At 60.9% G+C, this 26863-nt stretch carries 19 protein-coding genes and 1 tRNA gene; 7 read left to right on the top strand and 13 right to left on the bottom strand.

The window, feature by feature from the left end; genetic code table 11:
- Positions 1-55: 55 nt before the first annotated feature.
- The 3 genes from ACILSR_RS03145 to sucC form a co-directional block, all read right to left on the bottom strand.
- On the bottom strand, positions 56-985 hold the full coding sequence (locus ACILSR_RS03145) for an amidohydrolase family protein (RefSeq protein WP_395748270.1): 930 nt from the start codon (positions 983-985) through the stop codon (positions 56-58).
- Between the two features lie 201 nt (positions 986-1186).
- A complete protein-coding gene (locus ACILSR_RS03150; protein WP_395748271.1) occupies positions 1187-1654 on the bottom strand; it encodes a pentapeptide repeat-containing protein in 468 nt (155 codons plus the stop codon).
- Between the two features lie 113 nt (positions 1655-1767).
- A complete protein-coding gene (gene sucC, locus ACILSR_RS03155; protein WP_395748272.1) occupies positions 1768-2952 on the bottom strand; it encodes an ADP-forming succinate--CoA ligase subunit beta in 1185 nt (394 codons plus the stop codon).
- 119 nt (positions 2953-3071) lie between these two features.
- Between sucC and trmD the strand changes: the two genes are divergently transcribed.
- The 4 genes from trmD (at position 3072) to ACILSR_RS03175 (ending at position 6195) form a co-directional block, all read left to right on the top strand.
- Entirely contained in the window at positions 3072-3743 is a 672-nt protein-coding gene (trmD, locus tag ACILSR_RS03160; protein WP_395748273.1) for a tRNA (guanosine(37)-N1)-methyltransferase TrmD, read from the top strand.
- Between the two features lie 92 nt (positions 3744-3835).
- Positions 3836-3926: transfer RNA gene (locus tag ACILSR_RS03165), tRNA-Ser, on the top strand.
- A gap of 280 nt (positions 3927-4206) precedes the next feature.
- The gene (locus ACILSR_RS03170) at positions 4207-6000 is read left to right on the top strand and encodes a DUF6600 domain-containing protein (protein ID WP_395748274.1); all 1794 of its coding nucleotides are present in this window, start codon (positions 4207-4209) and stop codon (positions 5998-6000) included.
- Between the two features lie 69 nt (positions 6001-6069).
- Positions 6070-6195, top strand: a complete 126-nt coding sequence (locus tag ACILSR_RS03175; RefSeq protein ID WP_395748275.1) for a hypothetical protein — start codon at positions 6070-6072, stop codon at positions 6193-6195.
- Between the two features lie 101 nt (positions 6196-6296).
- Here the strand turns inward: ACILSR_RS03175 and ACILSR_RS03180 are convergent, their stop codons facing one another.
- The 5 genes from ACILSR_RS03180 to ACILSR_RS03200 form a co-directional block, all read right to left on the bottom strand.
- The gene (locus ACILSR_RS03180; RefSeq protein WP_395748276.1) at positions 6297-8132 is read right to left on the bottom strand and encodes a DUF4340 domain-containing protein; all 1836 of its coding nucleotides are present in this window, start codon (positions 8130-8132) and stop codon (positions 6297-6299) included.
- A gap of 16 nt (positions 8133-8148) precedes the next feature.
- Positions 8149-9651 carry a Gldg family protein gene (locus ACILSR_RS03185; RefSeq protein WP_395748277.1) on the bottom strand — a complete coding sequence of 501 codons (1503 nt, stop codon included), beginning with the start codon at positions 9649-9651 and terminating at the stop codon, positions 8149-8151.
- A 21-nt stretch (positions 9652-9672) separates the two neighbouring features.
- Positions 9673-10431, bottom strand: coding sequence for an ABC transporter permease (locus ACILSR_RS03190; RefSeq protein WP_395748278.1), 759 nt, complete (start codon positions 10429-10431; stop codon positions 9673-9675).
- A complete protein-coding gene (locus tag ACILSR_RS03195) occupies positions 10428-11393 on the bottom strand; it encodes an ATP-binding cassette domain-containing protein (RefSeq protein ID WP_395748279.1) in 966 nt (321 codons plus the stop codon). Before ACILSR_RS03195 ends, ACILSR_RS03190 begins: the two co-directional genes overlap by 4 nt.
- Positions 11394-11546: 153 nt before the next feature.
- A complete protein-coding gene (locus tag ACILSR_RS03200; RefSeq protein WP_395748280.1) occupies positions 11547-12878 on the bottom strand; it encodes an ammonium transporter in 1332 nt (443 codons plus the stop codon).
- A gap of 240 nt (positions 12879-13118) precedes the next feature.
- Here ACILSR_RS03200 and ACILSR_RS03205 point away from each other — a divergent pair, with 240 nt between their 5' ends.
- A complete protein-coding gene (locus ACILSR_RS03205) occupies positions 13119-15146 on the top strand; it encodes a DUF4838 domain-containing protein (protein WP_395748281.1) in 2028 nt (675 codons plus the stop codon).
- Between the two features lie 46 nt (positions 15147-15192).
- On the opposite strand, the gene ACILSR_RS03210 is transcribed toward ACILSR_RS03205, so the two are convergent.
- The 5 genes from ACILSR_RS03210 to ACILSR_RS03230 all read right to left on the bottom strand — a co-directional run bounded on the left by ACILSR_RS03210 (position 15193) and on the right by ACILSR_RS03230 (position 23946).
- On the bottom strand, positions 15193-15519 hold the full coding sequence (locus tag ACILSR_RS03210) for a DUF2149 domain-containing protein (protein ID WP_395748282.1): 327 nt from the start codon (positions 15517-15519) through the stop codon (positions 15193-15195).
- On the bottom strand, positions 15516-16115 hold the full coding sequence (locus ACILSR_RS03215; protein ID WP_395748283.1) for a MotA/TolQ/ExbB proton channel family protein: 600 nt from the start codon (positions 16113-16115) through the stop codon (positions 15516-15518). The genes ACILSR_RS03210 and ACILSR_RS03215 overlap by 4 nt, the downstream gene beginning before the upstream one ends.
- Positions 16112-20062, bottom strand: a complete 3951-nt coding sequence (locus tag ACILSR_RS03220; RefSeq protein WP_395748284.1) for a cobaltochelatase subunit CobN — start codon at positions 20060-20062, stop codon at positions 16112-16114. The genes ACILSR_RS03215 and ACILSR_RS03220 overlap by 4 nt, the downstream gene beginning before the upstream one ends.
- 28 nt (positions 20063-20090) lie before the next feature.
- A complete protein-coding gene (locus ACILSR_RS03225; RefSeq protein WP_395748285.1) occupies positions 20091-22280 on the bottom strand; it encodes a TonB-dependent receptor plug domain-containing protein in 2190 nt (729 codons plus the stop codon).
- Between the two features lie 235 nt (positions 22281-22515).
- Positions 22516-23946, bottom strand: coding sequence for a sulfatase (locus tag ACILSR_RS03230; protein ID WP_395748286.1), 1431 nt, complete (start codon positions 23944-23946; stop codon positions 22516-22518).
- 212 nt (positions 23947-24158) lie between these two features.
- Here ACILSR_RS03230 and ACILSR_RS03235 point away from each other — a divergent pair, with 212 nt between their 5' ends.
- Positions 24159-25181, top strand: coding sequence for a sialate O-acetylesterase (locus ACILSR_RS03235; protein WP_395748287.1), 1023 nt, complete (start codon positions 24159-24161; stop codon positions 25179-25181).
- Between the two features lie 431 nt (positions 25182-25612).
- A complete protein-coding gene (gene nusA, locus ACILSR_RS03240) occupies positions 25613-26860 on the top strand; it encodes a transcription termination factor NusA (protein WP_395748288.1) in 1248 nt (415 codons plus the stop codon).
- The last annotated feature ends 3 nt before the right edge of the window (positions 26861-26863 follow it).

A 26863-nucleotide genomic window follows, 5' to 3' on the forward strand; every position in this document is an offset into this window, starting at 1 on the left:
GCAGCCGCCGAAAAGATGCAAGTGGTCGTGGACCTATTCCACAAGGGCGCGTGGCTCAGGCCAGGCGGAAGAGCTTGCGGGAATTTTCAAAGAGGATCTTTCGCTCGACGGTTTTGTTTGGGGCGAGCTTGCGGATGGCGGCGATGGTTTGCGCGCCCTGGCAGCCGGGGCCGCGGCCGAAGTGGTCGGCGCAGTCGCTGCCGTAGAGGATTTTGTCCTGATGGCGCTCGAAGAATTTCGTGGTGTGCTCTTCATCGCGAGTTAAGGCGAGGAGACCGCTGCCGGCGGACATGTCGGCAAACATGTTGGGGTAGTCGGAAAGATAGCGGTCCGTGATGCCACCCGGAGTGACCTTGCCTTTGGGGTAGTTCACCTTTTGATCGTGCTGTTTGTCAATGTTGCCCCAGAAGGCCTGTGCGTGGCCGATGAAGTTGGTCTTGGGAAACTTCTCCAGCATGGTGTGGAAGCGATCGTACCCGAGGTTGTAAGTCTGGTGCTGGAAGTGGAGGAGTATGGGCACATTGTAGGCGGCGGCGAGGGCGTAAAGTTTCTGGCTCTCGGGGGAGTCGCACTGGACCATGAATTTCTGCTCGCCGATCATGCAGGCTCCCATTTTGAGCCATTTTTCGATCTCGGTGGGAGCGGTGTCGAGGTCGGTGACTTCATTGGCGGCCAAGAGGTAGGCGTCTGGATGGGCTTTGGCGAAGTCGTACGCGGCCTGCGTGGTGGCGCACTGAGCGGCGAGGCCGTTGGACTTGCCGTTGTGGGTGGAAGGGCGGTCCAAGTAGGTTCCTGCGGGCAGGATGATGGTGGTGGTGGCTCCCATCATCTGCTGATGCGCTAGCAGATGCTCGTCTGCGCGCTTGTGGTAGTTCATGTGCTGATGGATGTCGATGATCGGCTCAGGGGCGGATGGCGTTTGAGCCAGGGCGCGGGAGGCGAGGGCGGCGAGTCCGGTGGACAGAACGGTGCGGCGTGAGGGCATGGGTAGATTACGCCATGCGGAGGGGGATGTTGCGGGAGAAGGCACTGAGCGAATGTGCAGACGCTGTGCTCATCTCGACGGAGCGAGATGGAAACTGTACATGCGCAAGACGCCGCCTTGATGGAGTCCTTTGCGCTGGAGCCGACAGGCTGGAAGCCTGTCGGCCATGGACAGCCGGGACGGCTATCCTCCGTGAAGACATTACTTCAGGCCTTGGGTGTCTGCGAGGATGGCGCCGGTGTAAACCATGCCGGTCTGGATTGTGCCGTTGAGGTTTGCGGCGATGAGATCGGCATTGGTGAAGTCGGCGTTGGTGAGATTGGCACCTTCGAGATTGGCTCCGGAAAGGTCTGCACCGCGGACGTTGGCGTTGCTGAGGTTGGCATGACGCAGGGAAACGCCGCCAAGGTCTGCACCGCTGAGGTCAGCGCCGCTGAGATTGGCGCTGTCCAGATTGGCACCGCTGAAGTCGCCGCCGGAAAGGTTCGTGCCGGCCAGGTTGGCTTTGGTGAGGGTGGTGCCCACGAAATGGACCTTGGCCAGGTTAAGATCGTTCAGGACGGCTCCTGCGAGGTTCATGCCGGTTTCGTCGATCTTGCGGCCGCTTTTGCCTCCGCTTTCGAGCCATTGAGAATGAGAGAGGAGTTCTTCGGTTGTGATGCTGGCCATGGTGAGCAAATGAAAACCCGATTTACGTTGGCGTAAATCGGGTTTTCAAAGTTGTTTAGGGAATCTGGGAGATCCCCTGCGGGGACTGAGCAACCAGAACGGTCGTGCTACGGTCAGGCGTTGACGGCGGCGACGATTTTCTGGGCGGCGTCTGTGAGGCCGTCTGCGCTGGTGATCTTGAGGCCGCTGGCGGCGAGGGTGGCCTTGCCAGCATCCACGTTGTTGCCTTCGAGGCGGACGACGAGGGGGATGTTCAGGGAGACTTCCTGAGCCGCAGCGATGATGCCGGTGGCAATGATGTTGCAGTCCATGATGCCGCCAAAGATGTTGACGAGGATGCCCTTCACATTGGGATCTCCGAGAATGATTTTGAAGGCTGCGGTGACCTGCTCCTTGGTGGCGCCGCCGCCGACGTCGAGGAAGTTGGCTGGCTCGCCGCCGTGGAACTTGATGATGTCCATGGTGGACATGGCGAGGCCGGCACCGTTGACGAGGCAGGCGATGTTGCCGTCGAGACCGATGTAGTTGAGGCCGTATTCGCTGGCGGCGACTTCACGAGGGTCTTCCTCGGTGGTGTCGCGCATGGCCACGACGTCCTTCTGGCGGTAGAGCGCGTTGTCGTCGAAGTTGAACTTGGCGTCGAGAGCGACGACCTGATTGTCATCGGTGATGGCGAGAGGATTGATCTCCACGAGGGAGCAGTCGCTCTTGAGGTAGAGATTCCAGAGGGCGGAGAAGAGCTTCACGGCCTGGTTTGCCAGGGGGCCTTTCAAGCCGAGCGAGGCGGCGACCTTGCGGCACTGGTAGGGCTGGAGGCCGATGGTGGGGTGGACGAACTCCTTGGTGATCTTTTCGGGAGTTTTTTCGGCGACTTCTTCGATGTTCATGCCGCCTTCGGTGGAGGCGATGATGGCGTGGCTGCTGGTGCCACGGTCAAAGAGGATGGCGAAGTAGTATTCCTTGGTGATGTTGACGGCTTTGGCGATGAGCACCTTGCTCACGAGCTTGCCTTCCTCGCCGGTTTGGTGGGTGACAAGGGTCTGGCCGAGCATCTTGCCCGCGATGTCCTGGGCCTGCTCAGGAGTGTCCACGACATGAACACCGCCTTTGAAACCATTTTTGAAGGTGCCTTTGCCACGGCCGCCGGCATGTACCTGGGCTTTGACCACGAGGCCTGCACCGCCAATTTCGCGTGCGGCCGCTCCCGCTTCCTCCGCCGTGCTGGCGACGATTCCTTTGGGACTGGCGACGCCGAATTTTTCGAACAATTGCTTGGCTTGATACTCGTGGATGTTCATGGAAGAGAAATGGGGGAGCCGCGATAGTAGGAGTGCGGGTGGAAGCGTCAAGGCGCATTCCCGGTGAAGGTGAGAATGCCGCGCTTGCCGTGCCGGAAAGGCTGGGGCATAGCGCGGTCATGCAAATTGATGTCGTGACGTTGTTTCCAGAGCTGGTCTCGGTGCCGATGGGCCTGAGCATGATGGGCCGTGCCCAGGAAAAGGGGATTCTGGACCTGAGGGTGCACGACCTGCGCGAGCAGGGGCTGGGAAAACACCGGCATGTGGACGACACGCCCTACGGGGGCGGGCAGGGGATGGTGATCCGGCCGGAGCCGGTGTTTGAAACGCTGGACCGCCTGGATACGCCGGAAGCGCGGATTATTTACCTGTCGCCGGCGGGGAAGCGGTTTGACCAGGCGACGGCTCGGAGGCTGGCGGGGGAGCAGCATTTGATTTTTCTTTCCGGTCATTACGAAGGGATCGACCATCGAATCATTGAGCACTGGGTGGATGAGGAGATCAGCCTGGGGGATTACGTGCTGACGAACGGAGCGATCGCGGCTGTGGTGGTGATGGACGCGATCGTGAGGCTGCTGCCTGGAGTGCTGGGCGATGAGATGAGCGCGGTGGAGGAGAGCTTTGGTGAGAGCGGGCTGCTGGAGGCTCCGCAGTACACAAAGCCTGCGGAATATCGCGGCCTGAAGGTGCCGGAGATGCTGCTGAGCGGGAACCATGCGAAGATTGCGGCGTGGCGGGCGCAGCAGGCGCTGGAACGAACGCGGGCAAACCGGCCGGATTTAATCGGGTGAGATGGGTGAGTGCATGACATTTTCGTTTGACGATCCGCCACGCAGCACGCTAAATAGCGATCCGCTGGCCGCCCGGCCGCGACACAACTATTGGTGAGGTGGCTGAGTGGTCGAAAGCACATCTTTGCTAAAGATGCGTAGCCTTAACAGCTACCGAGGGTTCGAATCCCTCCCTCACCGCCAGTTACACCGACCTAAAAGGCGGAGCTTTAGAGGGACATCGTCCCGCCGTGTTTCTTCAACCTGATCCTCAGAGCAGGGGTGTGCCTTAGCAGAAGACGAGCGAGGAATGGTGTGGAAGGGGGGCTCGGTAATGAAACCAGGCATCCGGCATGGCGGTGCTTGCCGATCCTGAGGGGTAACGGTGCGTGCTAACAACCGGCATCTCATCCGGGATTGTTCGTGAAACGAGGAATCCGGCGAGAGCGCCAAAACCCCATTGTGCTCAACCTTCTGCCCAATCATGAAACGAACTTTGCTTCTCTTATGCGCCACCCTGATAGCGGTGGCAGCTCCGCTGCCCCAGGCGCGTGCGGATGACTCCGTGCCTGTCGATTTCTTCTACGATGCTCTCAGTCCCTACGGCGACTGGATCTACACGCCAAACTACGGCTATGTGTGGGAGCCCCTGGCCTCCCAGCAGCCGGGGTGGTCACCCTACGCCGATGGCAACTGGGTGTACACGGATGCCGGCTGGACCTGGATGTCCAACGAGGACTTTGGCTGGCTGACCTACCACTATGGCCGCTGGATCCGCATGCAGCACCACTGGTTCTGGGTGCCGGGGTATGAATGGGCGCCGGCCTGGGTGTCCTGGCGGCAGACGCAGAATCAGATAGGCTGGGCGCCCCTGCCGCCCGAAGCAGCCTGGGTGCCGAACATTGGCTTCGGAGGCTGGACGGACAGCTACTATGATGTTGGGCCTGCGTACTACAATTTTGTACCTTTCACTGCGTTCGCCAGTCGCACATCGCTGAGGCCGTTCATCCTGGATCGCAGCCGCAATTTCGGGTTCTATGACCAGTCGGTAAACATTACCAACACGAGCTTTCGGCAGAACGCGATGAGCCAAGTGTTTGTGGGCGGCCCCGATCCGCAGCGCATTGACGGGCTGGGCGGCAATCAAGTACGCCGGCTGACCCTGCGGCGTGATGACGACGGATTTCGCCGCGAATGGCTTGAGCATCGGAATGGAGGTCCCAATGGAGGGCCTCCACATCGCGGCATGGGCAATCCGGCCCGGGTGGAGCAGGATCAGCTCGTCATAGCTGCGCCATCCATTCGCAGAGATGCGTCCTCCCACATGTTCCCATCGAAGGTGCGTGAAGCCTTTCAGCAGCCTGAGATTGACCGTGGCTGGCATGGCGGTAAGGGCGCTCAAAACGCCGAAGAATTGCGGAAGAAGCAACGTGATGAGCTGGCACGGATGAGGCCTCCCACTCTGCCGGAGAAGAACATCCAGCCCGCGACTGCCGCCGTTCCTCCGCCTGCTTTCGGGCGCGCGCTGGAGCCTCACGAACGCTCTGGCCGCGGAGGCGGAGTGCCGCCCGCGGTCGTGCCACCGGGTGGAGATCCACGCAATCCAACGGAAGAGGTGCGACCTGCGAAACCCATCTCTGGCGATGCACCTCCAGGCATTCCCAAGAAGAAGATCGATGAGCCCGGCAACGGAGGGATCGTGCCTCAGCCAGGACTGACTCCCCGCGGCCGCCGCGGCGGGAACCAACAGCCAGGCATGAGGCCCGGAGAAAGCAAGCCACCACCCACTGATGAAGGGCCGCGTAAAAGGCCGGGCAGTCCGCAAGTGATTCCCGGCAATCAGGCTCCTTCGACAAGCCCTCCCAACCCTCCTAAGGAGTCTCCGCCGCGTCCCTCTGTGCCTGAGAATACTCCCAATTCACCGAACGGGCCCGAAGGTCACCGTGGTTTCCCCAATAATCCAGGTCACACCCCCGGTCGTACTCAAATGGAACATCCGCCAGGACGAGTGCCCGGCGCTCTCCCAGCGGCACCTGCGGCTCCCCGTGTGAACCCACCTTCACCTTCGCCACAGCCGCCTCGTGCGAACCCAGCGCCAGCAGCGCCGCCACATGTGAGACCCGCACCAATGCCGCCGCCGCCGCAGCAGCCTGCGCCCACTCGTCCGCTACCGCCGCAGGGTGGCAACGCTCCTCACGTCACACCCGTCGCTCCGCCGCATCTTGCGCCTCCGGCGGCTGCACCTCAGGCTCCGGCGCTGCCAGGAAAAAAACACTGAGCATGAATGGAGAGTGACACCCATCCGCATGCTGCGTGACACACGAACTAATTGAGAACCAAAACTCCTATGAAAACGAAAATCGAACAATACTTCAAGAAAGACGAAGGTAAAATTGGCTGGGCAGTTCTCTGGCTGCTTGGCGTGCCGCTCCCAGTGCTGCTGATCTTTTATCTTCTCGGCGGCGGCCATTGATCTGCCTCGGGCTGTTTGCTGGCAGCTGACCGAAGTGCGCTGGACTTTCCCGTCCAGCGCACTTTTTTTGGGTGCGAAACGGAGGGGTTGCGGGGCGCACCTTACTTGGCCGGTTTGGCCTTGAAGACATTGATGCCCGCGATTTGCAGCAGGGCGCTGTTGCTGATGTAGAAGATGTCGGGATCGTCTTTGATCTGGCCAAAATAAAAGGCGGTCGAGGCATTGGGCTGCGTTGGTGAGAACAAAATTTCCACTTCACGCACAGGTCCGTCCAGACGCCCCGGTTCACCGAGCACAATCTGAATGGTGAGGAAGGGCGTTTTAAGCGCCTGCAGTGCGTCGCTGCGGTCGGCGGCCCAGTCCTGCACGGTGAAGCGCGCGAGATTGCTGGCGAGCTGGTCTGCTTTCACGCGGTCCAGTTCAGCAGTGGCATCGCGGCCGCCACGGGTGGCTTTCCATTCGGCAGTGACAGGGTTGTAGTCGAGAACGATGGGCGCATTGGCGCCGGTGGACATGGTGATGCGGCGCAAGGCAAAGGTGGTGAAGCGCAGAGCGCCCAGGCCTTTCCATTTGATGCCGTCCGTGGCCAATGATGGCAGAAGGGAGGCATCGATGCGGTAGATGAAGGGCTCGCTGTCGTACTTGGCAAAGAACTGAGTGCCTTCGGGGTTGGTGCCAAACATGAGCTTCACCGGCTTCTCGCGCTGCGGTGTCCAGGTCACAGTTTGGAAAGGATCATCCAAACCATAGGGAGTCAGATCCGCGGCGGAATCGGCGGCGAACTGGAGGATCTCGAAGGTGTTGAGAGCGTTGAGGCAGCGCGAAACGCGCTCGCCGTTGGCGGGATCCCACTTGCCGTGCCGTTGCAGGTACCACGACCCGCCTTCATTGCGAAGGTTGATCTCCGGATGCGCCTTGCTGGTGATGGTGATGAATTCGATCCGCTCACCATCGATCTGCGCCAGGAGGTGGTCGCGCAGGGCATTGGGGCTGACCCAGAGGGAGAGGAGGTTTTTGGCAACGACGGTGAAGGCGGGCTTGCGATAAGTGGTGGTGGCCGTGGTGACCGCCTGCTTTTCATCAGCCGGCTTCTTCAAGGTCAGCTCGTAGGATTTGCCACGAGTCTTTGACTCAATGGTGACTTTCAGCTCATCGGCGTGTGCGGTCTGAGCTTGTTCCTTGGTGGCGGCCGTGACGTCCTTGGCCTCAGTAATTTCGATGTTGAGGATGGTGGAGAGGAGTTCGGTGATGCGCTCCTTGCTGCCACGGGTTTTGAGGGGCTTGTCGAGCTGCCAGGGGGCATGCTCGTTTTCGCGGGAAAGGACGATCTGGCCGGAAGCCTGGCTGAGAGTGATGCCGGTGATGACCTCGGCAGGGAGGCGGAGCAATTTGGGATCTCTCCAGGACGACGCCGGAATCTGCAGGATGGGCAGTGCGCCGCTCTTGGCATGGTAATAGGCGACCTCTCCTTTGGCAGTATCCGGGATGCCAATGTAGATGCTGTTTTCCACGACCGCCGGCAGGCCAAACCAGCATTCGTAGGCCAGGGCATCTCCGGCGAGCAGACGCACCTTGTAGCGTGGCTTGTCGAGTCCTGTCTTCCGCCATTCACCCTCGTCAAACTCGTCGCGGTGAATGCGCGAGATCCAGTCAACGCCATGGAGTGTGAGGATGAGCGCGGCGACTTTCTGCGGATCTGCCAGGTCATCAAAGGGCGCCTCCATGTGCCAGGCGTTGCCATCGCGCACGAGGGTGAGGGGGGCGTTTTCCGCGCCCAGCACTTCAATGCGGGTGATCTTTTCCTTCTCGAAACGGGTGGGGCCGCGACGGAGTTCGCGGGTGGTCACAGCGGAAGGGAAGTAACGCTCAATGCCGAGGATGATCGCGCCCATGGCCGCGACCAGCAGAAACAGGAGGAGGGTGGTGCGTGCGCTCATGCGTCAAAGTCGGTTCTCATGCGGCACGCCGGCTGGCCCAGACCAGAAAGCCAAAGCCCAGAACAATGCCTGGCAGGGTGATGGAGGTGATCCAGAAAATAAGCTCATGCTGCCTGTTGGTGAGCTGAATGCGGTAGGAGTGCTTGGACTTGGGCGGGATGCCGATGTTGTTGCCACGGTTCATCAGCCAGTTGACCCCGGCGGCCACAAAGTCACGGCTGACAGCAAGCATGGTCTGCTTGTCCAGGAGGGTGGAATTGGAAACCACGACCATGCGCCCGCTGTCTGCGCGGTTTTCGTCCTGCTTGGAGCCGCGCTCGATGCTGGCGGAGACGTAGATGGGCGGCACGGTGTCCTCTTCATCAACGATGGGGAGCTCCTCGAGAAACTGGCGTTCGCCCCAGTAGCGTGGAGCGGCCACTATGAGAGGCTGAACACTGATGGACTGCTCTCTGAGGGTGGGGCTGTCCTGGATGAGTTCCAGGGATTCCGTCTGCCCGGCCAGTGTGATGGCGGAAGAAGTGAGGTGGCGGGTGAAGGGCACATCCTTCGTGAATTCAGCCAGCACCGAGAACTCTTTCTTGGGGCCGGTGCTGGTGCTCTCCGCCATCAGAACGCGGTCGCCACGGGGGTGTACGCCGATGGAGGTGAGAAAGGCATTCAGGCGGGTCGTTTCACCGCCGGGATCGAGCATGATGAAAATGCCCGCGCGCTTGTTCTGCCAGTAGTCATTGAGCATGGCGATCTCGCGTTCGGAGAGGTCATAGCGCGCGCCGAGAATGAGAAGGCCGTCCGTGTCCGTGGGAATGTGGCTGATTTCCGAGAGATTGACCTGGATGACTTCAAAGTTCTGCTGCTTGCCGAGATCGATGGCGGCGTTGTAGGCGTCGCTCTGCGCCTCGTCGGAGCGGCTGCCTTTGCCGACGACGTAGTAGAATTTGCGCACGCGACCCTCCACGACGGACATGAGCGCGGAGGAGATGGCGTCTTCACCGCGGAACTCGATGATCTGCTTGTTGGTGCTGGTGCCCGACTCACGGACGACGAGCTCTTCTTCGGTGATGAAGCGCTTGTTCACCCCGCATCGAATCAGCACGCCGTTTTGCGCGAGGGAGAGGCCGGTGTCCGCCTTGAGCTGCTCGGCGCGTTCGATATCGCGGATGGGATCGATGGAGCGGACCTTGATGCGCTGCCTGCCGTGGAGGTGGTATTCGTCCAGAAGGGACTGGACATCGCCATAGACTTTGGAGTCCCGGCCAAAGACGATGTAGATCTGCACATCGCGCGAGAGGCTGTCGAGGTAGGTGAGGGTGGCCTGGCTGAGGGTGTAGTCCTGGCTGGGGCTGAGATCCCAGCGCCAGTAGTGGTAGTAGTTGAGGCGGTTGACGCCGGCGAAGAGGGCCAGGGCCAGGAAGACCTGAATGGCGACGTTCAGGCCGATGCCGGCGCGCTTGGGCATGGCCTGCTGCGGCCTTGCTGGCGGCGTTTCAGACGGGGTGTTCGGTGCGGAATCCGGCATGGGGTTGGATCAATCGGATTGTCACGGGCGCCAGCGGCGGAACTCGACCACGTGGTGGGTGAAGGAGAGAAACAGCAGGGACATGCTGAGGTAATAAATGATGGGCCTGCTGTCGATGAGACCCGCGGTGAAGATGCGGATATGCTCGGTGGCGGCGAAGTAATTGACGATGTCCACGATGGTGTCCGAGATCTTGCGCCCGACGACCATGATGAAGATGCCCAGCAGGAAATGCAGCAGGCTGAGCGTGAAGGAGATGATGGCGGCCACGATCTGATTGGCTGTCAGCGAAGAGGCAAAGCAGCCCACGGCGAGATTGAACATGCCCATGACCACCAGAATGAGGTAGGCGCCGCGCATGGCGCCACCGGGCAGCTCCACCTGGCCGGCGGAGATCCAGTGCGCGAATTTGAAATTGATCAGGCTGGGCAGCCAGAGCACGCAGTAAACGATGACTGAGGCAAGATACTTGGAGCCGACCACCTGCCAGGCGCGCACCGGGGCGGTGAAGAGCGTCTCCAGCGTACCCATCTTTTTCTCCTCGGCAAAGAGGCGCATGGTGAGCAGCGGGAAGATGAAAAAGTAGGAGAGCCAGAACCACATGGCATGGAAGGTCCAGCTGACGATGGAGCCTTCGCTGGGGGCGTTTTCCAGAACTGAAAGGGCAGCGCGGAAAGCGAAGCCGTTCAATATCATGACGAGGGCCAGCACCACGTAGGCCACGGGGGAGACAAAGAAGGAATGCAGTTCTTTTTTGAGCAGGATCCAGAATATCCTCATAGGACGTGAGTGGGAATGTCGGTGGGGGTTCCGGCGTTCATGGAGAGCTCGACGAAGACATCTTCCAAAGTGGGGAGCTGGCGGTGCATCTCGCGGATGCGCCATTTTTGTTTCATAGCGAGTTCCATCACTTCATCGCGGGCGTCGTGGTCGGGTTCGACCCTGAGGGTGAAACGCCGCCATGGGTGAACGAGGACCGGCTCCTCCGTGGTTTTGCGCACGGCGGGAATGGCGGAGAGTTTTTCCGCCAGATCGCCCGTGCCATCGATTTCCAGATGAAGCAGGGTGGTGGAACGCAGCTGGCGGGTCAGATTTGCCGGCGTGTCATTGGCGCGGATGCGGCCTTGGTGGATCATGACCACACGGTCGCAGGTCTGCTCGACCTCATGCAGGATGTGGGTGGAGAGCAGGACGGTGTGCTTGGACTTCAGATTGCGCAGGAGGTCGCGCACATGGCGGATCTGCACGGGGTCGAGGCCGTTGGTGGGCTCGTCGAGGATGAGGAGCTTGGGCCGGTGCACGAGGGCATCTGCCAGGGCCACGCGCTGGCGGTAGCCCTTGGAGAGGTTTCCGATGAGGCGCTTGCGCATGTCGGTGACGCCGGTGAGCTCCATCACCTCGCCGATGCGGCGGCGCATGGACATGCCGGAGAGGCCTTTGAGCTCGGCCCGGAAGCGGAGGTACTCCTTGACCTTCATGTCCGTGTACAGCGGGGCCATTTCCGGCATGTAGCCGACGGATTGGCGTACCTGGATGGACTGGTGGAAGACATCGAAGCCAGCCACGGTGGCCCGCCCGGAGGTGGCCGGCATGTAGCCGCTGAGAATGCGCATGGTGGTGGATTTTCCGGCACCATTGGGTCCCAGAAAGCCCACAATCTCGCCCGGTTCCACCTGGAAGGAGATGTTGTTCACCGCAGTGCGACCGGCATACTGCTTGGTGAGTTCCTGAACATCGATCATGACTTGGGGGAAGGAGAGAGGGAGGTGCGGAGGGGAAAAGGAATAAATTTAAGCCTATGCGCGCCTGAATGACAATTCGCAATCAGGCATTCGCAAAAATGATGATGAAGCCACGGGGGCGTGGCTTCATCATCGAGGTTTAGGTTGCAGGCCTCAGTCGTTGTAGGCGGTCTCGCCATGCTCGGCGAGGTCGAGTCCCTGATTTTCCTCTTCATGAGAGACGCGCAGCCCAATGGTGAGATCGATGACTTTCAGGATCACGTAGCTGGCAATGCCGGAGAGCAGGATGGTGTAGAGAGAGGCGAGACCCTGTGTGACGACTTGCTTGCCGATGCTGAAGTCTCCGAGGCCGCCGGCGAAGGTGGTGGAGCCGAAAACGGCCACGAGCATGGTGCCGATGAAGCCGCCCACGCCATGCACGCCGAAAACGTCCAGGGAGTCGTCATAGCGGAACTTGTGCTTCAACTTTGAGCAGGCGAGCCAGCAGACCCAGGCGGAGATGGCACCAATGCAGATGGCTCCCACCGGGCCGACTTTGCCCGAGGCGGGCGTGATGGCGGCGAGGCCGGCAATGGAGCCGGTGGCGATGCCGAGGGCGCTGGGCTTGCCATTGCGGATCCACTCGATGAGCATCCACACCACGGAGGCCGCGCAGGCGGAAAGATGGGTGACGATGAGTGTCATGGCTGCAGCGCCATTCGCCGCGAGCTGGCTGCCAGCATTGAAGCCAAACCAACCCACCCACAGCATGCCCGCGCCGACGATGGTCAGGGGCAGATTGTGCGGCATGAGCTGCGCGCTGGGGAATTCTTTGCGCGGACCGACCATGATACAGGCTACCAGGGCGGCGATGCCGGCGGTGATGTGCACCACGATGCCGCCCGCGAGATCGATGACGCCGGTGAGGCCAAGGAAGGCGCCCGCCTTGTGCCACACGCCGTAGCAGCAGGGGACATAGACGACCAAGCTCCAGACAACGCTGAAGACGAGGATGGCCTTGAACTTCATACGCTCGGCGAAGGCACCGATGAAGAGCCCGGGCGTGATGAGGAAGAACATCATCTGGTAGGCGAAATGAAGGAGTTCCGGAATGGTGGGGCAGTCGCTGCGCGCGGAATTGACCGTGACGCCCTTGAGAAACATTTTGTCGAGGCCGCCGATGAAGGAGCCGCCGTCCGCAAAGCTCAGCGAGTAGCCGCAGGCGAGCCAGACGAGGCTCATCACTGCGGTCAGTGCAAAGCACTGCATGAGGATGGAGAGGATGTTCTTGGACCGGACCAGGCCGGCGTAGAATAGAGCCAGTCCGGGGATCATCATGAAGAGCACCAGGGCTGTGGAGATGAGCAGCCAGGCGGTGTCTCCGCTGTTGAGGGTGGGGGTGCCGTCCGCAGCATGGGCGGAGGTGGTGGCGAGTACGAGCGCGGCCATCGCGGATAAAATCCGTGCGGCCCCGCTCCCGGTGCTTTTCAGCAGGGGATGGGTCATGGTTGGTTGGGCGGCTGGTTGGGAATACGGCCTGGTTGGGGCCGGGCTTGGTTGGAGCCGCGGCGATGCTATTCAGGCTCGCGAAATGTGACAACCTTTTTTGTAATCTAGGCACGAAAAATGCTCCTTTCGGAGTCGCTGGAGCGGTTTTTTAGCCGCTGCGGCTTTTGTCGTGCTTATGTGATCAGGGCATGGCAAGGGGCGGCGCAATACCGTGGCGAATCGGACGTATTTTGAGCCATGCGCGCACGGACTTGTTTTGCCTGGTTTCTGTCCCTTTCCCTCTGCCAGCCCCTGCTGGCGGACGTTGTGATCACCCAGGATGGCCAGCCGAGGGCGACGGTCGTTTTGACGGGAAGTGCCGCAGCGGGGGATCTTTCGACCAAGGCGCTGGTGGGACACCTCAAACAAATGTCCGGCGCAACGCTGGCGGTGGTTCACGAAAAGGAATTGAGCGGGGCCAGTGTGGACAATGATGGGATCATTCCGGCTGCTGGTGGCAAGCTGGCGGCGAATTTCATTGTGCTGGGGGAAGGGGAGCTGACCAAGCGGCTGGGTGCCTCCACAGAAGGACTTGGTCTCGGCGGGATCATGCTGAAGAGCGGTGGGAATTTCATCGTGATCGCGGGAATGAATGACGACATCGCCGCGAAGTCGCGAGATCCGAATACGATGGCGGTTTTCACTTTTCTTGAGTCGCTGGGCTGCCGGTTTCTGTGGCCGGGGGAATCTGGCAAGGTGATCCCAAAGAAACCGACGATCTCAGTGGCGAGCCTTGATGTGCGGTTCACTCCGCCGATCGGGCAGCGGAAGATCCGGTTTGCCGGGCTGGATGCGCGTGGGGCGGCGGAGGGGCTGACGGCGCTGGGGCTGACACTGGATGATTACAAGAAGGCGCGGGACGCCGCGTCCCTAACGGAATCGGATGGGAGCTGGGAGAAGTGGCATGGGCTGGGTGGGAACATCGGCGTGGTGGGTGGTGCGGCGGGCTACGGACTGCGAGGCGGATGGGATGAGCATGGAGCGGCGCATCCGGAATGGTTTGCCCTGCAGCCGGATGGCACGCGTGATCAAAGCAATGCAAAGGGGCGGTGGCGGCTGTGCATTTCGAATCCGGGACTGGTGGAACATGTGGCCAACGACGTTCTCACACGGCTCAATGGGAAGGCGCAGGCGGCGATCTCTCTGTGCCCGAATGACGGGGGTTATTCGAATTTCTGCCTGTGCGAGGCGTGCAACAAGCTCGACGCGCCGAACGCGCCGAAGGTGCGAATGCTCATCTTCAAAAAGGTGGGCGAATCAGAGCGCAGCGAGGTGGAGCATGTGGCGCTGACGGACCGCTTTGTGCATTACTGGAATGCCGTGGTGGAGCGCGTGACGAAGGTGGTGCCGGACCAGCTTTTCCTGGTGGAGGCCTACAGCTACTACTCCGACCCGCCGATGCGTGAGAAACTGCACCCGAACCTGGTGCTGCGCTATGTGCCGAACAGTGCGGATGGATGGAAAGGCTGGCAGGCGGCCGGAGCGAAACGGGTGTACTGGCGGCCCAACAACCTGCACAGCGGCCACTACGACGGTGCGCTGAGTCCGCGTGCACGGGAGAACTCCGAAACGCTGCGCTACCTGGCGGCAAGCGGCATGCTGGCCACGGACATGGACAGCCTGTACCATCACTGGGCCACGCAGGGCCTGCACTATTACATGATGGCAAAGCTAAGCTGGAATCCGACGCAGGAGTACGACGCCCTGCTGGATGACTTTTGCAAAACAGGCTTTGGCGCGGGAGCAGAGGAGGTGAGGCAGTATTTTCTGCTGGCGGAGAAGGGGATCGTGCTCACCCCGGGGAAGCGTGTCTTTCCGCAGATCACGGATGAAACGATGGCGGCGCTGCGGGCGCATCTGGTGGCCGCGGCGAAGGCCACGGAGGGAGATGCCGCGGCGCACCGAAGGGTGGCGTTTCTGCGCGCGGGCTTTGAATTCACCGCAGCGAGCAGGGAGGCGCATCGCCTGGCGGATGAGGCGAGCGGTGGTGGCAAGCCTGACCCGAAGATCGTGAACGAGGTCATGGACCGGCGCTGGCAGATGATGCGCGGCTTGCTGCAGAATCATCCGCTGGCCGTGAATGTGGGCGTGGTGGCCGCGGCGGACGGTGCGTGGACCCGTGCCCTTTCCTGGAAGGGGCCAACTGAAGGCGCGAAGACGGGGAAGCTGGTGCTGAAGCCCGAGGACGACTGGCTGAACGGGGACCAGAGTGCGACGCGGAAGTAGGCTCACTTTTGAACCTGTGCGCGAGTCCCGGCGAAGGAAGTGAGGGCTACTTCTTCTGCTTGTCCTTCACGTAAATGATCTCGCCGGATTTGAGGCGGTAGGCGGTGCCCAGGCGTTCGCCTTCGCCGCTTTTGCTGGCCTGGCTTTCCTGAAAGCGGTCGATCTTCATGCGCGCGGCGTCGATCGTTTCGGTGGTGGGAGATTTGTCTGTCGGGGAGTCGGTAGAGGCGGATGGCGCGGGCTTGGGGAGATTGAAGTAGCTCACCACGGCGAGCAGCAGAGCGGCGGCAAAGGCGATCCACACATCAAAGAGATTGATGAGGCCGGTGGCGGGATCATCGCCTTCAGAGTCGTCCCAGAGGCGCTTCTTCATGGGAGGGCGGGGCGGTTCGCGTTGGTGAAGAGGTGCTCCAGGGTGCTGAGGTCCCGCTGGTACCAGTTTTTGCGCACGAGGCTCATGGTGTAGGAGGTGCACCCGAGCAGCACGCCCACGACTGTGGCGGTGAAGGCCACGACGAGGTTGCTGGAGAGCGTGGCGAGGTCTCCGGAGGCAAGACCGGTTAGGGCTGGGCCGAGCGGGATGAGCGTGCCCATGAGTCCGAGCATTGGCGCGATGCGCGTCATCCAGGTGAGTCGGGAAAGCGTGGTGGCGGTTTCGATTTCCAGCTCCACGAGGCAGTGCGTGAGATCTGCGGCGCCGCCCCATTGGGAGAGCAGTTGATTCAGCCGTGCGGGCAGGCCGGTGGTGGCGGTGCTGAGGATATGCAGCATTTTCACGGCATCCGCGCCTTCGACATGCGCACGACGCAGAGCAGTGAGGGTGGAGCTCACGGTGCGTCGGCCCAGCCATTCACGAAGCAGTCCGCCGAGCAGCATGGCGCTCCAGGCCACGAGGATGACGATGGCCGCCAGCGTGGGCAGCAGGACGGCTTCGGAGATGATGGAGAGCAGTTGTTCGAGCAACTTCATGAGGCAGACCCGGATCGTTTGAAGAAACCGGCAAGGATCAAGAGCACAGCCGCTCCGCCGATCAACCACGCGAATGAGTTCCATGCAGGTTGCAGCACGGGACCTTCCGGCTGTGGGGGCGGTTGCGGTTGCGCTGCTTTTTCCGGGGCTTCACCGATCTGCGGGCCGCTGACTTTCTCTGCGGCTGAGGCGGGCGGCTCGGCACTTTCCTGCAGTTTGGCGCGCATGGCTTTGGCCAGCGCGGCGTTTTCCTGATCTCCCGGTGCATTGAGTTTGGCGGTGACGAATTCCGCCAGCCGGGTGTTCCCGCCGCTGACAAGGCCGCCGGAATCGCCGTGGGCTTTGACAGACTGCGCATAGATCTGTGAGAGCGCCTGCACCTGCTCGGGCGTGGCCTGCCAGAGATCCTTCCGCGCGGCCTCCAGCAGCGTGGCGCTGATCTCCTGCATGGCATGGGGAGAGACGCGCTCAAACCACTCCTTCAATCCGAGCTGGTGCTTGTCTTTGACGATGACTTCATAGACTTCGTTCCACGTCTCCTGTGTGATGCTCTCCCTTCGCGTGACGGACCAGCCAAAGGTGTTTTTGACCAGCTCGGTGATGTGCCCTGCGCCTGCGTAGTCGTGGGACTTCATGCCTTCCAGCCAGCGGCGGTTCAGCAGCTCCGACTTCAGGTTGGCAGCGAGCACTTCTTCAAAGTCGCGCACCCGCGCGCCGGAGGGGTCGCGCACATCAGAGATGACGGCGGCGGGCGATTTGCCGGTGACTTTTTTCACCGCCATGCTCAGCCCGCCGAGGTATTCATAGGCGTGATGGTTGGAAAGCTGGCTGGTCATGTTGGAAGCCCAGACGCGCAGCACGGTGTCGGTGTCTTGCAGCGCCTCTTCGTAGAGACCGTCCACCTTTTCTCCCCACGTGTCCTGGGTGTAAACAAAGCTCATGCTGTCCGTATACACGCTGGTGACTTCCTCGTCCTTGTCCCACACACCGGAGCGCGGGATGAGGTAGAGGATGTTGGTGCCGCTCATGTTGCCGGGCTTGGTGCCGAAGATGCGCGCAGCGGCATACTGGTCCGCACGGGCGGCGGAGTAGCCGCGCTTGAGGAGTCGCTCATGGGTGGCTGCGACGGCATCGCGCACAGGATTGGCAGCCTCGGGTGCGGCGGCGGCCATGCGCACGGCTTTGTCCAGCAGGGCCACGCGGGTAGGGAAGTTTTCTTTGTACTGTCCGCCCATGGCGATGAAGACCTCCACGCGCGGGCGGCCCAGTTCTTCTGCGGGAATGAGCTCCACATCAATGACGAGATTGTTCTGGTTCCAGATGGGCCGCACGCCCAGCAGCGCGAGGATCTGCCCTTCCATGACGCCGAAGTCGCGCATGGTTTCCATGCCGTTGAGGTCCATGGCGATCTTCTTCGGCTTCCGCGTGCGGAGCAGTTCGTCCACCAGTTTGCGCGCGGTTTCCCAAGCGGGCCGTGTGGGGATTTCCTCGGGATTGAGCGAATATAGATTTCGACCGCCAGGCGCGGTGGCAGGATTGCGAATCGGGTCTGGTCCGGGGCCAGGCTCGATGTAGTGGCCGCATAATGCGGTGATGAGCCCCGCGTGTTCTTTCCCGGCATCCAGCAAGCGTGCGCGCATTTCACGGGCAAAGGCCACATCCTTCTCCAGCTCTGGCGTCATGCGCACATCCGCAGGCGGAGTGCCATTGAGCGCGGCGCGCAGAAATTCTGCCGCAGCGCCGTGGTCCTGCGTCTTGTGTTCCAAAGCAACGCGCTGCAGCCCGCGTGTGGCTGAAAGATGCTCCAGCAGCGGCTCTCCGAGGATTTGCGTGAGGTAGGGCACCATCTCGTCATCGTGCGGCCCCTCTCCCAGCACATGCAGGCGCAGGGGGGTGCGTGATTCGAGGAGATTGTGCAGATGCTCATCGAGCTTTGTCACCGCAGCGTCATCCATCACGGCTTCAGAACCGCCGGCGGCACCATGCAGGCTGGCGGCGCGCGCCTGTTGGGTGATGCGCTTGCGGTACTCCTCTTTGAGCAGGCCGTCCTCCAGCGTGCGGTATTTGTGGATGTCCTCGTGCAGGTTTTTGAATTCACCGTCCAGCCCCGCGGCCATGGCTGGCGGCGGCATGTGGTCCACCAGCGCGGCGTAGGAGCGGCGGCGGGAGAGCGTCGCCTCGCCGAGATTGTCGGTGATCCACAGGTTCACCACGGGCAGGCGGCCCACGCACACATCACTCCAGCAGTCTTTGGAAAGGCCCGCTTCTTTTCCGGGCAGCAGCTCCAGCGTGCCGTGCGTGCCCCAGTGCACGATGGCATCGGCATGATACTGTTCCTCTAGCCACCAGTAAAAGGCCAAGTAGTTGTGCGGCGGCGGCACATCGCGGTTGTGCAGCAGGTTTTCATCCTGCTTCTCCCCGCGCTCCGGCTGCGGCATGAGCACGAGGTTTCCCAGCTCGATCTTCGGCAGCACGATGTGCGGCTCGCCATTCCGCTGCACCACCATGATGCGCCCGGGCGGCGGGCCAAATTTCTCCACCATGGTCTTCCGCGCCGCTTCGCTAAGCTTCGTGTTAAACCACTGCTCATACTGCTGCAGCGGCACCAGCACGGGCTGGGATTCATCCACCAGCTTTTCCAGATCTCCCTGTGCCCAGGGGCCGATGTTGCGACCGCAGCGCTTCATGGCGGCGATGAGTGATGCCGAATCCTTGGGCGTGCCCTTCACGCTGAAGCCGGCCTTTTCCAACTGCGGCAAGAAGCGCATTAAGCTTTCAGGCGCATCCAAAAAGCCGCCGGTGGGACTGCCGCGCATGAGGTCGTCCTGCCCGAGGCCTTTGTTGTAATAGATGAGCGCGATCTTTTTCTCGGCGTTGCTCTTGCGGCGGAGAGCGGCCCAGCGTGCGGCGCGGGCGGCAAAGGCCTCGATGCGGTCAGGAATGGGCTCGTGCAGGCGGAAGCCCTGGATGTTTTCCTTCAAGCCGCCAACGACCACGGGCTCAAGCGTGCCCCAGGATTCCTGCAGTGCCATGAACATGCCCACATCACGAGCGGAGAGTCCGCGCGGGTCCTTCAGCCACTCCTCATTCGTGGTGGCCAGCATGGAGATGGGCCTCAGATAGGGCGCATTCAGTTCCTTGAGCAGCGTGGTGCTCTGCCACATGGCGCCATGGCGGTCTTCAATGATGATGGTGGGGCTGGCTGCTCGTGTGAGCTTGGTCACATTTTCCTCCCGGTCTCCAAACACAGGCACCACATTGATCCCGTTTTTTTCCAGCGCGGAGATCTGTGCGTCGATGACCTTCAGATCATGCGTGATCCAAAACGACTGCTGCAGCAGGAGCACCGCCACGGAGGCACCTTCGACCCAGCGCTTCTTCTCGCGCTTGAAAGCAATGAACTCTCCGATCTCCGCAAACGACTCTTCGCGTGCGGGATCATAGTAGCCGGAATCCGGGATGAGCACAGGCGGCTCGATTTCTCCCTGCACGCCGCAGTGTTTCACCATGCAGTAGCGGATGAGGCGGCGCACATTCAGCGTGCCATTCGGGCGCCAGTAGGCTGGCACGGCTTCGTCTTTCAGGAGGAGTCCGGCCTTCTCCAGATCCATCTGACTCCCGCGTGCATCCAGCGGGATGACGCGCTGCTCGGGATTCAGCGCGCGGGCTTCTTTGAGGCGCTGCGTGAGGGCTGGGGCTTGATCGGCCTCCAGATTCAGTACGAAAACCAGCCGGTGCTCCGCGGCCTGCTCCGGCTTCTGCGTTTCGTTAAAGCTTTGCCCTCTGAAAAAGGAGGCTTTGATGCCATTTTCGCGGCATGCCGCCTCCACCTGCGGCATGGAGCGGTCCCACAGACCGATGAAGGCCCAGTCCAGCGGTTCCGCTGCACGCAGATGCCCAAGGAGAAAGTGGAGGCCGAGGACGATGAGCTGTGAGAGGCGGAGCATGAGAAGCGAGCAACGTCACGGGGCCTTCTCAAAACGTCAACCGTCCGCCCACCACCACGTTGAAGCCAACGGCCTGGCGCTGCTGCTGGGAGTAGGCCTGGCGGTACTTGGTGTCGAAAAGGTTGTTCAGGTTCAGCGTGAGGGCAAAGGACTGGGTTCCACGCTCCCATACCTTTACCCCCGCACGGATGTTGGTGATGAAGAAACCGGAGATCTGGAAGTTCGGATTGATGGCTGGATTGTTGGTCGTGTTCGGAGAGCCAAATGCGGGGTCCATGGAAAAGCCGGCGTCGATTTCATCGCTCGTGTTGTGGCGGATCAGGGGCCCTGCCCACAGCTCGGAAAGCTCCACCCATGCTTTCTTTTCATCTGTCTCAAAGCGTACGCCGAAGTTGCCATACAGCGGCGGAATGAAGCGCAGCGGGACGTTTTGGGACTGGTTCTGGCCGTAGGTCCAGGTGGTATTGTTAAACAGGGTGAAGCGCCGGTCCAGCTCGTAGCTCAGCGCCAGTTCCACGCCGGTGATGTAGCCCTTGGCGGAGTTGGCATTGCGTGTGGCATTGTAGGTCACGCCGCCGATGACCACCGTACCCTGCGTGGTGGAGGTGATGAGGTCGGAGAGCTTGGTCAGATAACCGGTGATGGAGCCTTTGAACTTCTCCGTGTGCACGCGCGCGGCCAGTTCATACGTGATGCTTTTTTCCGGATTGATATTGGTGGTGGGGAGGGATGCGGTGAGGCTGGAGAAAACGGGAGTGCCGGCGCTAAGGAGATCGCTGAACGTGGGTGTGCGGTAGCCGGTGGACACGTTGGCCACCAGGTCGAAGGACTTTGTGGCCTGATACACCGCGCCTACGTTCCACGTCACCGCATTCCAGTACTTGTTGGCCATCAGATCGCTGAGCGTGTAGCCCGCGCCGGGGATCACATCCAGCGGCTCCGGATTGGAGCGGAGGTGTGTGCGCTCATAACGCGCGCCCATGTTCATGAGCAGCTTGTCCGCGGGCTTGAAGTCCAGCGTCACAAAGGTGTCAAACACCGAATAGGTGCCGTCCGGGGTGATGCCCGCGGGTTGCGTGGTGGTGGTGACGCCGGTGGCCAGCACGCGGGAGTTCAGCAGCTGCGAAGAGGAGAGGTTCTCATGGCGGTAGTCCATGCCATACACCAGGCGTGTGTTCTTGGAGCCAAAGGTGGCCGCGTTCTGGATGCCGACGCCCCACACGTCCTGATCTGAATTGGTGATGGTGTTGTTAAACAGCGTGGCTGTCTGCACGCGGCGCTCGCGCAGTTGGTCATAGTACTGGTAGTAGCCGTATACTTTGAGCTCATCGCTCAGCAGGCCGAGATCGCTGGCGGTGTAGTCCATCTTCACGATGCCACGGCGCTCCAGCGGGCTGTAGATGCGCGGCACGCCATTGGCATTGAGCTGGGACTGAACGTAGCTGGACACTGCGGTGCGCTCATTCCCCACCCAGGAAAGGCGGAAGACGTGCCCCTTTGCGGGCTGGAAGGCCAGATTGGCGTAGCCACCGCTCGTATTGAAACTGGTGGGCTGCAGCGGACCGGTAGAGCTGTGGTAGTTTCCTGCGTCCTGCGCAGACCAGCCTGCGGCGAAGGCCCACTGCGAATTGCTTGCATGCATGTTGGCCGCATTGGTGAATTCCGAGTTGTTGCTGCCGTAGCGGGAATAGATGTCTCCGCCGACGTTGAGGCTCTCAGAGAATTCACCGCGCTTCGAGAATACATTGATCACGCCGCCGATTGCATCGCTGCCGTACTGCACGGAGCCTGCGCCGCGCACCACTTCCATGCGGCCCACGGCATCGATGGGGAACTGATTGAAGAAGGGATTGGGTCCTGAAAAGATCGAGCCGTTGTTGATGCGGATGCCATCCCACAGATAGACCAGCTTGTTGCCCATCTGGCCGCGGATGACCGGTGAACCCTGCGCGGCCACCTGATTGACCCAAATGCCCGGCTGCTCCTGCAGCATCTCAGAAGGTGTCGCGGCCTGAAAGCGCTCGATGCGCTTCTGCTCGACCACGTTCGTGGATTGGGGAACCTTTTTCTGCTCCTGCGCCGTGCGGGAGGCGGTGATGACCATGGTGGGCAGTTCCTCGGCCTTTTCGGGAATCACTTTCGCTGGTCTTTCAGCAGCGGGGGCGTGGCATGCCAGCAGCGCGGCGAGCAAGAGCGCGACGGTGGGTGCGGATCCCAAGGAACGGAAGCGTGGTGAAGCGGGGGGCATGCACTGGTTTGTGGCCAATGCGGTGCTCAATGCAATCCCTTCGTGGCAAAGACGTTCGTGACGGACAAAAGTTGACCATGCTTGAGGCTGGATGCTCAATTTGCGATCAAGACTTTAAAATCGAATTTTAAATTGCGAGGTGTCGAGTGGCACAGGGGCCCGTGGCAAAAATGCTGGCGGAGGGACATCTCAACGAGCCCGGAGGTTACTTCCCCGCTTCGCGTGAGCCTGTTCCGTTTGGCATCTTCATGAGGCTGTCTCCCAGCTCCGCGCGAATGGTTTCGGCGTGTTTTTGGAGGCGGGCGACTTCGGCGGGATTTTGGGAGGCGAGGTTCTTGGATTCGCTGATGTCGGTGTAGAGATCGTAGAGTTCGGGCTGCTCCACCTTGACCTGCGTGTAATTGACAGGGATGCCGTTCTTGGCTTTGGGCTGACCGGCTGGCAGGCTGCGGAAGGTGTGGGGAAGCTGGAGCTTCCAGCGGCCGTCTCCGCTGGTGATGGCCTGGAGCTGATTTTGCTCGTAGTAGAAGGCGTAGAAGTCGTGGGGGTTTTTGGCGTCTGGAACGCCCGAAACGATGGGCCAGCAGTTGAGGCCGTCGATTTTATGTTCGGGCAGCTTGGCGTCGATGACGTGGGCGATGGTGGGGAGAACGTCGATGGTCATCATCATGGTGTCGGTGGTGGTGCCGGCGGGGATTTTGCCGGGCCATTTCATGATGCCGGCGACGCGGGTGCCGCCTTCCCAGCAGGTGCCTTTGCCTTCACGCAGAGGGCCTGCGCTGCCGGCGTGCTCGCCGTAGCTGAGCCAAGGGCCGTTGTCGGAAGTGAAGATGACCCAGGTGTTTTCCTCCAGGCCATTTTCCTTCAGCGATTCCATGATCTGGCCCACGGACCAGTCCACCTCCATCATCACATCCGCGAAGAGGCCTTTGCCAGACCTTCCTTTGAACTTGTCGCTCACAAACAGGGGCACGTGCACCATGCTGTGCGCGAGGTAGAGGAAGAAGGGCTTGTCCTTGTTCTTCTCAATGAACTGCACGCCGCGGATGGTGTAGTCGTGGGTGAGGTGGGTTTGTTCCTCTGGGGTGACTTCGGCATCCACGACTTGATCGTTTTCGATCATGGGAAGGTTCGGAAAGGCCTTCTTCGCCTGCGGGTGGTAAGGCCACATGTCGTTGGAGTAGGGGAGGCCGTAGTACTGGTCAAAGCCGTGCTTCGTGGGGAGGAACTGGGGCATGGAACCGAGGTGCCATTTGCCCACAGCAGCAGTGGCGTAGCCCTTTTGTTTCACCAGTTCGGCCAGGGTCATTTCGTTGGAATTGATGCCGTGCTTGGCGGTGGGCCCGAGGGCGCCGTGGATGCCCAGGCGGTTCGAGTAGCAGCCGGTGAGAAGGGCGGTGCGCGAGGCGCTGCACACGGGCTGGGAGACGTGGAAATTGGTAAACTTGCGTCCCTCTGCGGCCAGGCGGTCGATGTTCGGGGTCTGGTAGCCCTGGGCGCCGAAGCAGCTCACATCGGCGTAGCCCATGTCGTCCATAAAAATGACGACGATGTTTGGCTGGGCCGGAGCGGCCGAGACAAGGGTGGAAACTGAGAGGGCAAACGACGAGAGAAGGGCGGCGAGTGGCTGGCGCATGGGGGGTGAACGTGGCGGGAGGTCCGAATCTTCTGCCAAGTGGGAGAGATGTGGGAGGTGGACGCGTATGATCCCCGTTCAAAAAACGACGCGGCGTTTGAATGACAATGCGAGGGGCTGTGAATCGGTGGCGCCTCAAAAAATCACTCGCAGGGGAACGCTCTCCGCCAATGCTGTCACAGTCCGAAGGCAATTCACGCCTCCCTGCGCCCATGAAGCTATTCCTCTCTTTGCTGGTGATGTCAGTGTTTCTTGGCAGCCCTGCGCGGGCTGCCAAGATGAAAGTTTTTATCCTCTGCGGGCAGTCAAACATGGTGGGGCACGGGAAGGCGGAGGAGGGCGGCAACCCGCGCTTTGACTTCTCAGTGCCGCAAGGGAAGGACAACCCCCGCGAAGTGCCGGGAGGCCTGGGGTGCCTGCGTGCAATGGTGAATGAGAATCCCGCAAAGTTTGGCCCGGGAGGCACCATGCCGCTGGTGGATGCAAACGGCCGGTGGCTGGTGCGCGAGGACGTCAAAATCTTTGCCTATTGCGATGGCAAGACCCGGAAGGGCGGCCTGGGGCTCGGCTATGCGGCGCCGGGCGCCATGACCTGGTTCGGGCCGGAGTTTGGCTTCGGGCATGCGGTAGGGCAGGCGCTGGAAGAAGACGTTCTCATTCTCAAGGTAGCCACAGGCGGCACCAGTCTGGCCAAAGACTGGCGCCCGCCCACCGCCGCGGCCAGACGGGGCGGGGCGGTTGGGCCGCGCTACACGCACATGGTCGGCTTGGTGAAAGAAACCCTGAAGGATATGGGCTGGGAGTTTCCGGAACTGGCAGGACGAGACTATGAGGTGGCCGGTTTTGGCTGGCACCAGGGCTGGCAGGACGGCGGAGAAAAGGCGATGGCGGAAGAGTATGAGGCGAACATGGCCGACCTCATTCATGACGTGCGCAAGGAGTTCGGTGCAGGCATTGCCGTGGTCATCGCCAACAGCGGCTTTTTCGGCGACAAGCTCAGCGGCATCCGGCTGGAGGTGCTCAACGCACAAAACGCCATGGCGGACGGCGCCAGACATCCCGAGTTCAAGGGGAACGTGGCCGTGGTGGACACAAGGCCCATGTGGCGGGAAAGGACCGTGTCTCCCTCAAATTTCGACTTCCACTGGAACCACAACGGCTTCACCCACTACGAGATGGGCGCCGAGATGGGGGCGGCGATGCTGAAGATGCTCAAGCCTTCTGCGCCGAACTGAAGCAAAGCCGCGGCGTGCTATTTGTGAGGCCCTGCACACCCTATGATCTGCCACCAGGGAGCGACTGCGGCGATGAGATTATTTTCAAGAAAGGGTGGATAATCTTAGATCTGCATCAGTGAAAAGTGCAGTCTATTTGCGGTGAAGGCCATGGTTGGGGTGCATGAATGAACGATGCGGCATCGTGAACAGGGCGAATGGACAAAGAACGAGTTCAGGCATGCGGAGAGCCATCAGAATCAGCGAAGAGGGCCGAATGACGCGGCTGGTGAAAACGCCTGAGAAAACTGCGGATTTCCCGCTAAATTTTCGGTTGCTGATTCCTAGCCCTCCTTTATGATCCGCGTTCCTTCCCGGACAGAATTAGCGTTTTCACGGCGAGAGTGGGGTCCTCCCCGCTCTTTTTTGTCTGGTGAAATCACGACTTTCATATGATCAGCGAACTCAAAGCCCTCTTCGACTACTACGAGAAAGAGAAAGGAATCGACCGTCTCAAGATGGTCGAGGCCCTGTCACAGGCATTGCTCGCCGCCTCCAAGAAAAGCATCGGCCCCGCCCGCGAACTCCGCATCGACATTGATCCTGACAAGGGAACGATCAAGGCTTTTGCCAAACTGATCGCAGTGGAGACTGTGACCAACCGCTGGGAAGAGCTGCCGCTGGCCACAGCGAAACGCTTCAAAAAGACGGCGGTGCTGGGCGATGAGATCGAAGTGGAAGTCACTCCCAACAACATGGGCCGCATCGCCGCGCAGACGGCGAAGCAGACGATGCTGCAGCGCCTGCGCATGGCGGAAAAGGAGAACCTGTACGAAGAGTTCAAGGACCGCACCGGAGACGTGGTCAGCGGCGTGGTGCGCCGTTTTGAAAAGTCAGACGTGATCGTGGACCTGGGCAAATTTGAAGGCGTGATGACCTCCAAGGAACGTGTGTCCACCGAGGATTACACGCCCGGAGACCGCATGCGCTTCTACGTGAAGGCGGTGGAAAAGGACAGCGGCCGCGGCCCGGAGATCATTCTCTCCCGTGCGCATCCGAACTTTGTGCGCCGTCTGTTTGAATTTGAAGTCAGCGAAATCGGTGACCGCACCGTGGAGATCGCCAGCATCGCCCGTGAAGCCGGCTACCGCACCAAGGTGGCTGTGCACAGCGCCGACGAAAAGGTGGACCCCGTGGGCGCCTGCGTGGGCCTGCGCGGCGCCCGAGTGAAGAACATCGTGCGTGAGCTGAACAACGAGAAGGTGGACATCATCCGCTGGAAGGCTGACCCCGCCGAGTTCGTGCGCGAAGCGCTGAAGCCGATCAAGGTCATCTCCATTTCCGTGAACACGGAGAAGAAGGAAGCCCGCCTCACCGTGACGGATGAAGATCTTTCCAAGGCCATCGGCCGCCGCGGCCAGAACGCACGTCTGACCTCCCGCCTCGTGGGCATGGACCTGATCATTGAGAAGGATGAGCACGCCGCCGAGGTCTTTGAAGGCCAGATGGGCAGCGCGGTGCACCACCTCGTGGATGCCCTGGGCATCACTGAGAGCGTGGCTCTTCAGCTTACCCAAGGAGGCATGGGCGATCTCAAGATGCTGGCAACCGGAGTCGATGTCGGTGACATCGCCGAGGTGCTCGGCGGAGACGAGGCCCTTGCCCAGCAGATTTTCGACAAAGCCAAGGCACATGCTTAAGCT

The sequence above is a fragment of the Prosthecobacter sp. genome (assembly GCF_044222565.1).
Taxonomy (GTDB): Bacteria; Verrucomicrobiota; Verrucomicrobiia; order Verrucomicrobiales; family Verrucomicrobiaceae; genus Prosthecobacter.